A 13223-nucleotide genomic window follows, 5' to 3' on the forward strand; every position below is an offset into this window, starting at 1 on the left:
GGTCCGGTTCCGGGGGCGGGGCCTCTCGCGCTCACTGCGACGCAGGCGGGAAGAGCGTGGGGTGCTGCGCGAGCACGGTCCGGCGCAGGCGCGGGAGCGCGAGGTGAAACACGGCGCTCGCGCAGATCACCACCGCCGCTCCGGCGCCGATGGTGCGCGGGGCGCCGAAGCGGCTCGCGGCGAAGCCGGCGGCGAGGGAGCCGAACGGCGTCACGCCCACGAACAGGGTCGAGAAGAGCCCCATCACCCGCCCCCGCATGTCGACCGGCGCGAGCCCCTGCAAGAGCGTCATCGTGCCGGCCATCTGGGTGATGAACCCGAACCCGGCCACGACGAGCGAGGCGCCGGCGACGACCGGGTGGCGGGAGAAGGAGAGCGCGAGGAGGCCCGCGCCGAGGAGGGTCGTGCCGAGCGCCACGCGGCGGCCCAGGCCGGCGAGCCCCTTGCGCAGGAGGAGGCCGACCGCGCCGACGAGCGCGCCGGCGCCGGCGCTGCCGAGCAGGAGCCCATACAGCCCCGCCCCGCCGTGGAGCACCTCCGCCGAGACCACCGGCAGGAGCGCCTGGTAGGGCATGGCGAAGAAGCTCGAGACGGCGAGGAGCGCGAGCAGCGCCCGCACGTGGCCGGTTCGCCCAGCGTAGGCGAGCCCCTCGAGCAGGTGGGCGCGACGGCCCCCCTCCACCGTCGGCTGCGGCGGCGGATGCATCTTCACGAGCGCGTAGTAGGTGCCGGCGAAGGAGAGCGCGTTGAGCGCGAAGCAAAAGCCCTCCCCCACCGCGGCGACGAGGGCGCCCGCGAGCGCCGGGCCCACGATGCGCGCCGAGTTCACGATCGAGGAGTTGAGCGCGATGGCGTTCGGCGCGTCGCTGCCGGCGATGTCGGCGAGGAGCGCCTGGCGGGCCGGGATCTCGAAGGCGTAGGTGAGCCCCAGCATCCCGGCGAGCACCACCACGTGCCAGGGCCGGACGACGCCCGCGAGGGTGAGCGCGGCGAGCAGCACCGCCTGGAAGATCGCGTTCGTCTGGGTGAGGAGGACGATGCGCCGGCGGGGGTGGCGATCGGCGATCGAGCCCGCCCAGATGCCGAACAGGAAGACGGGCACCTGGCCGAGGAAGTTCACGACGCCGAGGAGCTCGGAGGAGCGCGTGAGCCGCCACACGAGCCACGACTGCGCGACGCCCTGCATCCAGGTGCCGGCGAGCGAGACGCTCTGCCCGGCGAAGAAGAGCCGCAGGTCGCGCTTGCGAAGGGAGCGGAGGGCGTCGGGCCAGCGCATCGTCGGGAGCGGGGCGGCGTCGCGGCGTGCTCGGCGAGGCGGCGAGCCGCGTCCGCGCCGACCGGGCCGGGCTCGCTAGAGCTGGATCTGCGCGCCCATCTCGACCACGCGGTTCGGCGGCAGGCCGAAGAACGCGCTCGCGGTCTGGGCGTTCCGCGCCATGATGATGAAGAGCCGCTTGCGCCAGCGCGACATCTTGGAGGGTCCCGTCGGCAGGAGCGTCTCGCGGCCGAGGTAGTAGGTCGTCTCCATCGGCTTCAGCTCGATCTTCGGCCCGTCGAGCTTGCGGCGGGGCAGCGACGCGAACATCGCCGGCACGTCCGGGGTCTCCATGAAGCCGTAGCGGGCGACCACCTGGAAGAAGCCGGAGCCGAGCTCCTTCACGCTGACGCGCTCGGCGTCGGGGATGGAGGGGATCTCCTCGGTCATGAGGGAGGCGAGCACCACGCGCTCGTGCAGCACCTTGTTGTGCTTCAGGTGGTGCAGGAGCACGGGCGGGACGGTGCCGGTGTTCCCGGTCATGAACACGGCCGTCCCGGGCACGCGCTGGGGCTTGCGGCGCGCGATGTCCTCGAGGAACACGTCGAGCGGCAGGCCCGCGCCGCGCATCATCTCCGCGAGCGCCTCGCGGCCGCGCTTCCAGGTGGACAGCAGCGTGAACACGAACGCGGCGGCGGCGAGCGGGAACCACCCGCCCTCCTCGACCTTGATGATGTTCGCCCCGAGGAAGGACACGTCCACGAACAGGAAGAGGAGCGTGACGGGCCAGGCGCGCCAGCGCGGCCAGCGCCACAGATCGCGCGCGACCCTGTGGAAGAGCAGCGTCGTGATCGCCATCGTGCCCGTCACCGCGATGCCGTACGCGGCCGCCAGGTTCGAGGAGGTCTTGAACCCGAGCACGAGGGCGATGGTCGCCATGCCGAGGAGCGCGTTCACCTCCGGCACGTAGATCTGGCCGATCTCGGTCGAGGAGGTGTGCCGGATGGTCACGCGCGGCGAGTAGCCGAGCTGGACCGCCTGGCGCGTCAGCGAGAACGCGCCGGAGATGAGGGCCTGCGACGCGACGATCGCGGCCGCGGTGGCGATCGCGATCATCGGGTAGAGCGCCCACTCGGGCACGAGCAGGAAGAACGGGTTCCGCGCCGCCTCCGGATCGTGGAGGAGGATCGCCCCCTGCCCCATGTAGTTGAGGAGCAGGGCGGGCATCGCCACGAGGAGCCACGCGAAGCGGATCGGGCGCTTCCCGAAGTGGCCCATGTCCGCGTAGAGCGCCTCGCCGCCCGTGATGACGAGGACCACGCCGCCGAGGACGAGGAACCCCTGCCAGCCGTTCCGGGCGAAGAAGCCGATCGCGTGCGTCGGCAGCACCGCCTGCAGGATCGAGGCGTCGAAGAGGATCCCGCGCACGCCCAGGATGGCGATGCAGGCGAACCACACGAGCATCACCGGGCCGAACACCGCGCCGACCACCGCCGTGCCGCGCCGCTGGATGAAGAACAGGAGCGCGAGGATGCCGACGGTGACGGGCACGACCCAGTGCGCGAGCGCCGGCGCGGCGACCGTGAGGCCCTCGACGGCGCCGAGGACGGAGATGGCCGGCGTGATGACGCCGTCGCCGTAGAGGAGCGCCGCGCCGAAGAGCCCGAGGATGAGGAGGAGCTGTCTGCCCCGGCGGCGGGCCTCGTGGCGGCCGACCAGGGCGAGCAGGGCGAGGATGCCGCCCTCCCCTCGGTTGTCGGCCCGCATCACGAAGGACAGGTACTTGAACGTGACGACGAACGTCATCGCCCAGAACACGAGCGAGAGGACGCCGAGCACGTTCGCCGCGCTCGGGGCGACGCCGTGGTGCCCGGTGAAGCACTCCTTCAGCGAGTAGAGCGGGCTCGTGCCGATGTCGCCGTAGACGACGCCGAGGGCGCCGAGCGCGAGCTTCGCGAGCGCGGCGCCTCTCGCGGGCGCGCGATGCCCGTGGGCAGGTGCCAGCGTGGCGACGACGGCCGCCTCGGCGGCGGCCGGGGTGGCGCTGCGGGAGGTTTCAGGACCGGCGCGCGGTGAGCGGGTTTCTGACATCGAGGGCCCAGCGAGGGCGGCGGGAGGTAAACATGTCGGGCCCCGGCCGTCGAGAGGCTAACCCGCGATCGGGCCAGATCTCCGGGATCTCTGCTGATTCAAGCTGTGGACGCCGCCCGGCCGATGACGGCACCCGGACCCTGGGTACGCTACGCCGCGCCAGAGAAGGCGGCGGCTCCCCCGCCGGCGTGGACCCCGCCGTGGCCGGAGGGCGAGGTGTGGAAGGGTACGCCGACCGGCTGCGCCCCCGGCCGGTTGCGAGTATGTTCCGCCCCCCGTGACGCCCGCCGTAAGCCCGCTCCGCGCGGAGGTCTCCGCGCTCGTTCGACTCGCCGTCCCGCTCGCGATCGCCCAGGGCGGACAGGCGCTCATGGGCGTCGTGGACACCGCGGTCGTGGGGCGGGCGGGCCCCCTGCCCCTCGCCGGTGTCGGCCTGGGCAACGTGCTGTTCATGGCGCTGTCCGTGCTGGGGATGGGGGTCATGCAGGGCCTCGATCCCCTCATCGCGCAGGCGCTCGGCGCGGGGGACGACGCCCGCGCGCGCCGCCTCCTCTGGCAGGGGACCTGGCTCGCCCTCGCCCTCTCCGCGGCCCTCGCCGTCCCGTTCCTGCTCGCGCCTGCGGCGCTCGAGCCGCTCGGGATCGACGCGGACGTCGCGCGAGAGGGGGGGCGCTACCTCGTGTGGCGGCTGCCGGGGCTGCCGTTCTTCCTGCTCTACTTCTCGGGCCGCGCCTACCTCCAGGCGCACGGCGTGGTCCGGCCGATGGTCGTCGCGACGGTGCTCGCGAACCTCCTCAACGTCCCCGCCGACGTGCTCCTCGTGTTCGGCGGCGCAGGGCTCCCCGCCGTGGCCGGCCCGCTCCGCGCCATCCCGCCGCTCGGCGCCGCGGGGGCGGCGATCGCGACGAGCCTCTGCGCGGTCGCCCAGGCCGCCCTGCTCGCGCTCGCCGTTCGCGGCGTGCCGCGGCCGCCGGGGCGCGTCGCCCGCGCGCCGGACGGCCCCGCGCTCCGGGCGGCCCTCGCGGTCGGGCTCCCCGTCGGCCTGCACATGGGCGCGGAGGTCGGCATCTTCGCGCTCGTCGGCTTCCTCGCCGGCCGGTTCGGCGCGCTCCCGCTCGCGGCGCACCAGCTCGCCATCTCCATCGCGAGCCTCACGTTCACCGTCGCGATCGGCTTCGGCAACGCCGGCTCCGTGCGCGTGGGCTGGGCGGTGGGCCGTCGCGATCGCGCGGGCGCGCGCCGGGCGGGCCTCGCCGCGTTCGGCTCGGGGGCCGCGTTCATGTCGCTCTCCGGGCTCGTCTTCTTCCTCTTCCCCGGGCCCATCGCTCGGGCGATGACCGACGACCCCGCGCTCGTCGCGGCCGCGGTGCCGCTGTTGCGCATCGCCGCGCTGTTCCAGCTCTCCGACGGCATCCAGGGCGTCGGCGCCGGCGTGCTGCGCGGCGCGGGCGAGACCCGCTTCGCGTTCGCCGCGAACCTGGTCGGCCACTGGGCGCTCGGCTTCCCCGCGACCGTGCTGCTCGGGTTCACCCTCGGGCTGGGCGTCACCGGGCTGTGGTGGGGCTTCGTCCTCGGGCTCACCGCCGTGGCGGTGGGCCTCTACGCGCGCTTCCTCCGCGTCTCCGCGCGCGAGATCGTGCCCCTCGCCGACCGGGCGGCCGTCGAGGCGGGCTGACCCGCGCGGACCCGGCGCCGGCGCGTGCGGAGGCTAAGCTCCCCCGGGATGCGCCTCTCGCTGCCGCAGCCGTACGAGGACCTCGGCCACACGGCCGACGTGGGGGTGCGCACCCGCGGCGCCACGGCGGAGGAGGCGCTCGCGCGGCTCGTCCTCGCGTTCGCGGCGCTCGCGGCGGGCGGCGCCGCCGTCGCGGCCGAGCGGGAGGAGCGCGTCGCGGTGGAGGGTGGGCCGGGCCTCGCGGGCAGCGCCGTGGCGCTGCTGCGCGAGCTCCTGTACCGGCTGGCGACCGAGGCGCTCGTCCCGGCGGCCTGCGAGGTGCTGCGGGTGGACGCGGCGGGGACGGAGGCGGTCGTCGCCTTCGGCCGGCGCGATCCGGTGCTGCACGCGGAGGGCGCGGATCTGAAGGCGGTCACCTGGCACGCGGCGCGGCTCGAGCGCGAGGGTGCGGGGTGGGTGGCGCAGGCGGTCTTCGATATATGACGGGGGCTGCGCCCCCGCCCCGCCGACGGCTGGCCGCCGTCGTCGGGGCCCCACCCCTGCTCGGCGGGGCCCGTGAACGGTCGCGCCCGCTTCGCGGGTTCGCGACCGTTCCCCGCCGGGAGGGACTGCGTCCCTCCCCGTCGCTTCGCGACGGGGCCCCTCCCTGGGGACCATCGCGAACCTCGAACTCTCGTCTGGCGAGGAACGAATGAAGCTCCGGCGCATCGAGGGCGACCTGTGGGAGATCCCGCGCGAAGGGCGCATGCGCGTGCCGGGCCGGGTCTACAGCGTCGGGCCGCCGGCGCCGGACGACCCCGCGCTCCAGCAGGTCGCGAACGTCGCGCACCTGCCCGGCATCCTCCGCTTCTCGCTGGCGATGCCGGACATCCACTGGGGATACGGGTTCCCCATCGGCGGCGTGGCGGCGATGGACGCCGAGCACGGCGCCGTGTCGCCGGGCGGCGTGGGCTACGACATCAACTGCGGCGTGCGGGTCCTCACCACCGCCCTCGAGGCGGAGGACGTCCGCCCGCGGCTGCACGCGGTCACCGCCCAGCTCTACCGCGACATCCCCACCGGCGTGGGGGCTAAGAGCGCCATCCCGCGGCTCTCGGACGACGCGCTCGACGAGGTCCTCGCGGGCGGCGCTCGCTGGGCGGTCCGGCGCGGGTTCGCCGCGGCGAGCGACGACGCCGAGCGCTGCGAGGAGGGCGGCCGGCTCTCCGGCGCCGATCCGTCGGCCGTCAGCGCGCGAGCGCGGACGCGCGGCGCGGATCAGCTCGGCACGCTCGGGAGCGGGAACCACTTCCTGGAGGTGGACCGGATCGCCGAGGTGTACGACCCGGTGGTCGCCGAGGCGTTCGGGCTCGTCCCGGGCCGGGTGGCGATCCAGATCCACACCGGCTCGCGCGGCCTCGGCTACCAGGTCTGCGACGAGTTCGTCGCCGAGATCGCCGCGCGGCGCGGCGAGTTCGGGGAGGACTACGCGACCCTCCCCGATCCGCAGCTCGCCGCCGCGCCGATCGCGAGCGCGCTCGGCCAGCGCTACCTCGGCGCGATGCAGGCCGCCGCGAACTTCGCCTGGGCGAACCGCCAGGTGATGACCGGCCTCGCCGTGCGCGCGCTCCTCCACGCCCTCGCGATCTCGGAGCGCGAGCTCGGCGCCCGCGTCCTCTACGACGTCTGCCACAACGTCGCGAAGCTCGAGGAGCACGCGGTCGACGGGGTCGTCCGGCGGGTCCTCGTGCACCGCAAGGGGGCGACGCGCTGCTTCGGGCCCGGCGATCCCCGCGTGCCGGCGCCCTACCGCGCCGCCGGCCAGCCGGTGCTCATCCCGGGCGACATGGGCCGCTACTCCTACGTCCTCGCGGGGACCGCGCGGGCGATGGCCGACACCTTCGGCAGCTCGTGCCACGGCGCAGGCCGGCTCATGTCGCGCGGGGAGGCGCTCCGGCGCGGGCGCGGGCGCTCCATCGCGCGCGAGCTCGCCGCGCGGGGCATCGAGGTCATCGCGCGCGGGAAGAAGACCCTCGCCGAGGAGATGAGCGAGGCCTACAAGGACGTGGCGCAGGTCGTGGCGGTCATGGACGGCGCGGGGATCTCGCGCCTCGTCGCCCGGCTCGAGCCGATGGGTGTGATCAAGGGCTGAGCGCCCGCTCGGGGCGACCGGGGGCGCCGCGAGACGTCGGGCGGGGCCGCGTGGGCCTTCCGCGGGTCCCTTCCCGCGCCCGTTCGGCGCCGTAGCTTGTTCTCATGGACGTGGACGTCCCACGCGCGCGGCTCGTGGTCCTGCCCGGTGGGCGGCGAGGCGGCGATGCGCCCGCGGAGGGCCGCCTCCCCCGGGAGGCGCTGCGCGTCATCCCGGGCGGGTCCGCGGGCGATCTGCAGGCCGCCATCGAGGAGACCGTGCAGGCGGCCCGGCGCATGCGCGCGGAGATCGAGGCCCGGATCGCCAAGTCCCTCGAAGACCTCTTCTGAGGGTCCCTGGCGGGTCACCATGAGCGGGCGCCCGCCCCCCGTTAAGCACCGTCCATGATGGACAGGCTGCCCGGAGCGGACCCGTTCCCGGAGGCGCTCGCGCGACGGCTCACCGACGCGGTGCGCGCGAAGGGCGACGGCTACGTCCCCCGCACCCATCACCTCGACGCGCAGGGGCGGCCTCGGTTCACGAACCGTCTCATCCTCGAGAAGAGCCCCTACCTCCTCCAGCACGCTCATAACCCGGTGAGCTGGCGGCCGTGGGGCGAGGAGGCCTTCGAGGAGGCCCGTCGCACCGGCCGCCCGGTGTTCCTCTCCGTCGGCTACTCGACCTGCCACTGGTGCCACGTGATGGAGGGCGAGTCGTTCGAGGACGAGGAGATCGCGCGCGTCCTCAACGAGCGCTACGTGCCCATCAAGGTGGACCGCGAGGAGCGGCCCGACGTGGACGGGCTCTACATGACCGCGGTGCAGCTCCTGACGGGCAGCGGCGGCTGGCCCATGAGCGTGTGGCTCACGCCGGACCGGGAGCCGTTCTTCGGCGGGACCTACTTCCCGGCCCGCGACGGCGATCGCGGCGCCGGCCGCGGGTTCCTCTCGATCCTGGGCGAGGTCGCCGACCTGTACGCGCGCGACGCCGGGCGCGTGGAGGCGGCGACGCGCTCGCTCGTGGAGGCGGTCCGCGGGGCGCTCGCGCCGCAGGGGCCGCCCGCCTCCGACACGCCGGGGCCGGAGGTGCTCGAGGCGGCGTTCCGCGGATTCCGCGACGCGTTCGACCCGGTGAACGGCGGGCTGCGCCGCGCGCCGAAGTTCCCCTCCAGCCTGCCGGTGCGCTTCCTCCTCCGCTACCACCGCCGGGCGCGCGATCCGGAGGCGCTCCGGATGGCGACCCTCACGCTGGAGAAGATGGCGGCGGGCGGGCTGCACGACCAGGTGGGCGGCGGGTTCCACCGCTACTCCACCGACACCGCCTGGCTCGTCCCCCACTTCGAGAAGATGCTGTACGACAACGCGCTCCTCGCGGTCGCCTACGCCGAGGCGTTCCAGGTCACCGGGCGGCGGGACCTCGCGCGCGTGGTCCGCCAGACCCTCGACTACCTCGGGCGCGAGATGACCTCTCCGGAGGGGGCGCTCTACTCCGCCACCGACGCCGACTCCGAGGGCGAGGAGGGGAGGTTCTTCGTCTGGAGCGCGGCGGAGCTCCGCGAGCGCCTGGGCGAGGGGGCCGAGCGCTTCATGCGCTTCCACGGCGCGAGCGAGCGGGGGAACTTCGAGGGCCGGAACATCCTCCACGTCCCCGCGCCGGACGAGGACGCGTGGGAGGCGCTCGCGCCGCAGCGCGCGATCCTGTACGCGGCGCGCGAGGAACGCCCGCGACCGCTGCGCGACGAGAAGATCCTCGCCGGCTGGAACGGCCTCGCGATCTCGGCGCTCGCCTTCGGGGGTCGTGCCCTCGGCGAGGAGCGCCACGTCGTGGCGGCGGCCCGCGCCGCCGAGTTCGTGCTCGGGCGGATGGTCGTGGAGGGCCGGCTGCGCCGCGCCTGGCTCGACGGCGCGGCGGGCGTCCCGGCCTTCCTCGACGACCACGCCTTCGTCGCGCAGGGGCTGCTCGATCTCTACGAGGCGACGTTCGACCCGCGCTGGCTCGAGGCGGCGGTCGAGCTGTCCGAGCGGCTCGAGGCGCTGTTCGGCGACCCGCAGGGCGGCGGGTGGTTCGGCACCGCGGCCGACCACGAGCGGCTCCTCGCCCGCGAGAAGCCCACCCACGACGGCGCGGAGCCGTCCGGCGCCTCGGTCGCGCTCGTGAACGCGCTCCGGCTCTCGGCGTTCACCACCGACGACCGCTGGCGCCTCCGCGCCGAGGGCGCGCTCCGCCACTACGCGCTGGCGATCGGGGAGCACCCCGCCTCCTTCACCGAGCTGCTCCTCGCCGTCGACTTCGCCCTGGACGCCGCGCGCGAGGTGGTGCTCGTCTGGCCGGAGGGCGAGAGCGCGCCGGAGCCGTTCGTGTCCGTGCTCAGGCGGAGCTTCCTCCCGAACCGCGCCATCGCCGGGGCCCCCGAGGGCGCGGTGCTCGAGCGGCTCGGGCGCGTGGCGCCGGTGGCGGCGGAGAAGGTCGCCCTGAACGGCCGGCCGACCGCCTACGTCTGCGAGCGCGGCCAGTGCCGGCTGCCGGCGATCGCGCCCGAGAAGCTGGCCTCGCAGATCGCGCCGGTCCGCCCTTACCGGTGAGGCCGCAGGCCCGTCCTCGCCGCCGCTGGCGCGCGGCGGGCGCCCGGCCTTACCATGCGCGCCTCATGATCACCCCCCCGCACGAGCGGCGCCACTTCGCGAGCGACAACTACGCCGGCATCTGCCCGGAGGCCTGGGCGGCCATGGCGGAGGCGAACGCCGGCCACGCGCCGGGGTACGGCGACGACCGCTACACCGCGCGAGCGGCCGACCTCCTCCGCGAGACGTTCGAGACCGACTGCGAGGTGTTCTTCGTCTTCAACGGCACCTCCGCCAACTCGCTCGCCCTCGCGTCCCTCTGCCAGTCCTACCACTCGATCCTCTGCCACGAGGCCGCCCACGTCGAGACCGACGAGTGCGGCGCGCCCGAGTTCTTCTCGAACGGCACGAAGGTGCTCACCCTCCCCGGCGCGGACGGCCGGATCGACCCCGCCGGCATCGACCACATGGTCGAGAAGCGCAGCGACATCCACTACCCGAAGCCGCGCGTGGTCTCCGTCACGCAGGCGACCGAGCTCGGCACGGTCTACCGGCCGGAGGAGCTCGCGGCGATCGGCGCGCGCGCGAAGGCGCGCGGGCTGCGCTTCCACATGGACGGGGCCCGCTTCGCGAACGCGGTCGCCTCGCTCGGCGTCGCGCCGAGGGAGCTCACCTGGAAGGCGGGCGTCGACGTCCTCTGCTTCGGGGGGACGAAGAACGGCATGGCGGTCGGCGAGGCGGTGGTGTTCTTCGATCGCGCCCTCGCTGCGGAGTTCGACTATCGCTGCAAGCAGGCCGGCCAGCTCGCCTCGAAGATGCGGTTCCTCGCGGCCCCGTGGGTGGGCATGCTCCGCGACGGCGCCTGGCTCCGCCACGCGCGGCGCGCGAACGAGCAGGCCGCCCGCCTCGAGGCCGGGCTCCGCGCCATCCCGTCGGTCCGGATCCTCCACCCGCGCGAGGCGAACTCCGTGTTCGCCGCCCTGCCGCCCGGGGCCGCGGACGCGCTCCGCGGGCGCGGCTGGCGCTTCTACGACTTCATCGGCGGCGGCTCCCGCTTCATGTGCGCGTGGGACGTGACCGACGACGACGTCCGCGCGCTCGTCGGCGACGTCGCGGCGGTGGCGGCGCAGCGGTAGCCGGCGCCTAGCCCTCGCCCCGCGGGCCCGGCGCGGGCCGCCGGTCCAGGACCGAGAACGGCCGCTCGCCCTTGAACACGCGGAACAGCAGGTACAGGGCCGGGAAGAGGAAGATCGCGCCCGCGGCGAGCGCCCACAGCACGGCCACCTGCGTCGCGCGCGGCGCGCTCGCCGTCGCCAGCGTGAGGCCCGGGACGACGAGGTACGGGTACTGCGAGGCGCCCCAGCCGAGCACGATGAGCGTGACCTGCGCCGCCGCCGCCGCGCGCGCGAGGCGGTAGCGGCGGCGGAACAGCGCGGCGAACGCCGTCACCGCCGCGACCGCGGTGGCAACGTGGAGCGGCAGCGAGAAGCCGCGCCGGAGGAGCCCGGCGAACACGAGGGGCGCGTCGTACCAGGACAGGACGCCCGCCAGCGCGGCGGCGAGGAACACGGCGGCGCCCGCCCCGATGGCGCGGCGCCGGAAGTCCTCCCGCAGCGCGTCCCGCGCCTCGACGGCGAGGTAGGTCGCGGCGAGGAACGCGAAGAGGGCCGCCGCGAAGAAGCCCACCGCGAGCGGGAACGGCGCGAGCCAGGCGAGCGGATCGACCCCCTCCGGCGGCCCCGCGAGCCGGCCGGAGGCGATGGCGCCGACGATCACCCCGAGCACGACCGGCGCGAGCACGGAGGAGGCGGAGAAGACGAGCCCCCAGCGCACCTGGACGCGGTCCTCCGGCGTGTCGTAGGTGCGGAAGGTGAAGGCCGCCCCGCGGAGCACGATCCCGAACAGGAGCAGCACGAGCGGCACGAAGAGCGTGATCGAGATCGCCGCGAACGCCTTCGGGAAGGCGGTGAAGAGGAGGACGATGACGAGGATGAGCCAGACGTGGTTCGCCTCCCAGATCGGGCTGATCGCGTGCTCGACGAGCTCGCGCTGCGCCCGCTTGCGCGGGCCCGTCGCCAGGAGATCCCAGATGCCGCCGCCGAAGTCCGCGCCGCCGAGGAGCGCGTAGAGCACGAGCGCGGCGAGGATCGCGCCGCCGAGGAGATCCGCGGCTGTCACAGGGCGCCCTCCGCCGGCGCGGGCGCCCCGACCTCGGACGCGGGCGGGCTCTTCGCGATCTGGCGGCGGAGGAGGACGATCACCATCGCCGCGAGGAACAGGTAGAGGATCGTGAACGCCACGAACGGGACGGCGATGTTGCCGACCGGCGTCACCGCGTCCGCCGTCCGCATGACGTCGCGGATCGTGAACGGCTGCCGGCCCCACTCGGTGACGAGCCAGCCCGCCTCGAGGGCGAGGAAGCCGAAGGGCGAGGTGACGAGCACCGCCCGGAGGAGGAGGCGCGGCAGGGGCTTCCCGCGGAGCCGGTGATACAGGTACGCGAGCGCGACGAGCGCGAGCGCGCTGCCGAGGCCGACCATGGCCTGGAAGGCGAGGTGGACGTTCCGCACGTTCGGCCAGTTCTCGCGCGGGAACGCCTCGAGGCCGCGCACCTCCGCCCGCGGGTCGTGGAAGGCGAGGAGCGAGAGGCCGTAGGGGATCTCGAGGGCGAGGCGCGTCTCCCGCGCCTCGACGTCGGGGAGCCCGCCGACCCGGAGCGGCGCGCCGCGCTCGGTCCGGAACTGCCCCTCCAGCGCGGCGAGCTTCACGGGCTGGGTCGCCGCCACCTGGCGCGCGGAGAAGTCGCCCGAGATGGGCTGGAGGAGGGCCGCGACCGCCCCGACGCCGAGGGCCACGCGGAGCGCGCCGCGGTGGAACGCGTTCGCCGGATCGCGCAGCAGGAAGAGCGCGTGGATGCCGGCCACCGCGAACCCGGTCGCGACGTAGCTCGAGAGCAGCACGTGCACCACCTCGTGCGCCCAGCCCGGCGGGAACATGGCCACGAGCGGCTGCACGTCCGAGGCGGCGCCGTGGAGCACCGCGAAGCCCGCCGGCACGTTCATCCACGCGTTCGCGAGCGTGACGAAGAACGCCGAGGCGGCGCCGCTCGCCGCGACCACGACGCCGCTCGCGAGGTGCAGCCGCGGCCCCACCCGGCCCCAGCCGTACAGGTAGATGCCGAGGAAGATCGCCTCAGCGAAGAACGCGAAGCCCTCGAGCGAGAAGGGCATCCCGATGATGGGCCCGGCGAACTCCATGAAGCGCGGCCAGAGGAGCCCGAGCTCGAACGAGATCACCGTCCCGGAGACCGCCCCGACGGCGAAGAGGATGGCGGTCCCCTTGGCCCAGCGCTTCGCGAGCTCGAGGTAGGCCGGCGCGCCGGTGCGCCGGAAGCGCCACTCGGCGAGCACCATGAAGAGCGGCATCGCGACGCCGACCGCCGCGAAGACGATGTGGAAGGCGAGCGAGGTCCCGAAAAGCCAGCGGGCAGCGAGGAGGTCGTTCACGGGCCCCTGATGTAGCGCTGCGGCG

At 74.7% G+C, this 13223-nt stretch carries 10 protein-coding genes; 6 read left to right on the forward strand and 4 right to left on the reverse strand.

Annotated features, from left to right (window positions below; translation table 11 throughout):
• Nucleotides 1-31: 31 nt before the first annotated feature.
• Nucleotides 32-1276, reverse strand: a complete 1245-nt coding sequence (locus MLV88_RS09110; protein WP_242356307.1) for an MFS transporter — start codon at nucleotides 1274-1276, stop codon at nucleotides 32-34.
• 75 nt (nucleotides 1277-1351) lie between these two features.
• A complete protein-coding gene (locus MLV88_RS09115; RefSeq protein WP_242356306.1) occupies nucleotides 1352-3346 on the reverse strand; it encodes a potassium transporter Kup in 1995 nt (664 codons plus the stop codon).
• A gap of 277 nt (nucleotides 3347-3623) precedes the next feature.
• On the opposite strand from MLV88_RS09115, the gene MLV88_RS09120 reads away from it, so the two are divergent.
• The 6 genes from MLV88_RS09120 (at nucleotide 3624) to MLV88_RS09145 (ending at nucleotide 10828) form a co-directional block, all read left to right on the forward strand.
• Nucleotides 3624-5021: an MATE family efflux transporter gene (locus MLV88_RS09120; RefSeq protein WP_242356305.1), complete on the forward strand. Its 1398-nt coding sequence runs from the start codon at nucleotides 3624-3626 to the stop codon at nucleotides 5019-5021.
• Between the two features lie 48 nt (nucleotides 5022-5069).
• The gene (locus MLV88_RS09125; RefSeq protein WP_242361497.1) at nucleotides 5070-5504 is read left to right on the forward strand and encodes an archease; all 435 of its coding nucleotides are present in this window, start codon (nucleotides 5070-5072) and stop codon (nucleotides 5502-5504) included.
• 208 nt (nucleotides 5505-5712) lie between these two features.
• The gene (locus MLV88_RS09130; protein WP_242361499.1) at nucleotides 5713-7152 is read left to right on the forward strand and encodes an RtcB family protein; all 1440 of its coding nucleotides are present in this window, start codon (nucleotides 5713-5715) and stop codon (nucleotides 7150-7152) included.
• Between the two features lie 104 nt (nucleotides 7153-7256).
• Nucleotides 7257-7481: a hypothetical protein gene (locus tag MLV88_RS09135; protein WP_242361502.1), complete on the forward strand. Its 225-nt coding sequence runs from the start codon at nucleotides 7257-7259 to the stop codon at nucleotides 7479-7481.
• 54 nt (nucleotides 7482-7535) lie between these two features.
• Nucleotides 7536-9713: a thioredoxin domain-containing protein gene (locus tag MLV88_RS09140; protein WP_242340361.1), complete on the forward strand. Its 2178-nt coding sequence runs from the start codon at nucleotides 7536-7538 to the stop codon at nucleotides 9711-9713.
• A gap of 65 nt (nucleotides 9714-9778) precedes the next feature.
• Nucleotides 9779-10828, forward strand: coding sequence for a threonine aldolase family protein (locus MLV88_RS09145; protein WP_242340360.1), 1050 nt, complete (start codon nucleotides 9779-9781; stop codon nucleotides 10826-10828).
• 7 nt (nucleotides 10829-10835) lie between these two features.
• On the opposite strand, the gene MLV88_RS09150 is transcribed toward MLV88_RS09145, so the two are convergent.
• Together MLV88_RS09150 and MLV88_RS09155 are read right to left on the reverse strand one after the other, a co-directional pair.
• A complete protein-coding gene (locus MLV88_RS09150) occupies nucleotides 10836-11870 on the reverse strand; it encodes a cytochrome d ubiquinol oxidase subunit II (protein WP_242340359.1) in 1035 nt (344 codons plus the stop codon).
• Nucleotides 11867-13198, reverse strand: a complete 1332-nt coding sequence (locus MLV88_RS09155; RefSeq protein WP_242356304.1) for a cytochrome ubiquinol oxidase subunit I — start codon at nucleotides 13196-13198, stop codon at nucleotides 11867-11869. Before MLV88_RS09155 ends, MLV88_RS09150 begins: the two co-directional genes overlap by 4 nt.
• Nucleotides 13199-13223 lie beyond the last annotated feature (25 nt).

This window comes from Anaeromyxobacter soli (genome assembly GCF_022808855.1).
Taxonomy (GTDB): domain Bacteria; phylum Myxococcota; class Myxococcia; order Myxococcales; family Anaeromyxobacteraceae; genus Anaeromyxobacter; species Anaeromyxobacter soli.

Excerpts from the sequence above, each read along its gene's own strand:
- MLV88_RS09110 (WP_242356307.1), bottom strand. The coding sequence starts at position 1,276 with ATGCGCTGGCCCGACGCCCTCCGCTCCCTTCGCAAGCGCGACCTGCGG.
- MLV88_RS09115 (WP_242356306.1), bottom strand. The coding sequence starts at position 3,346 with ATGTCAGAAACCCGCTCACCGCGCGCCGGTCCTGAAACCTCCCGCAGC.
- MLV88_RS09125 (WP_242361497.1), top strand. The coding sequence starts at position 5,070 with ATGCGCCTCTCGCTGCCGCAGCCGTACGAGGACCTCGGCCACACGGCC.
- MLV88_RS09130 (WP_242361499.1), top strand. The coding sequence starts at position 5,713 with ATGAAGCTCCGGCGCATCGAGGGCGACCTGTGGGAGATCCCGCGCGAA.
- MLV88_RS09135 (WP_242361502.1), top strand. The coding sequence starts at position 7,257 with ATGGACGTGGACGTCCCACGCGCGCGGCTCGTGGTCCTGCCCGGTGGG.
- MLV88_RS09140 (WP_242340361.1), top strand. The coding sequence starts at position 7,536 with ATGATGGACAGGCTGCCCGGAGCGGACCCGTTCCCGGAGGCGCTCGCG.
- MLV88_RS09145 (WP_242340360.1), top strand. The coding sequence starts at position 9,779 with ATGATCACCCCCCCGCACGAGCGGCGCCACTTCGCGAGCGACAACTAC.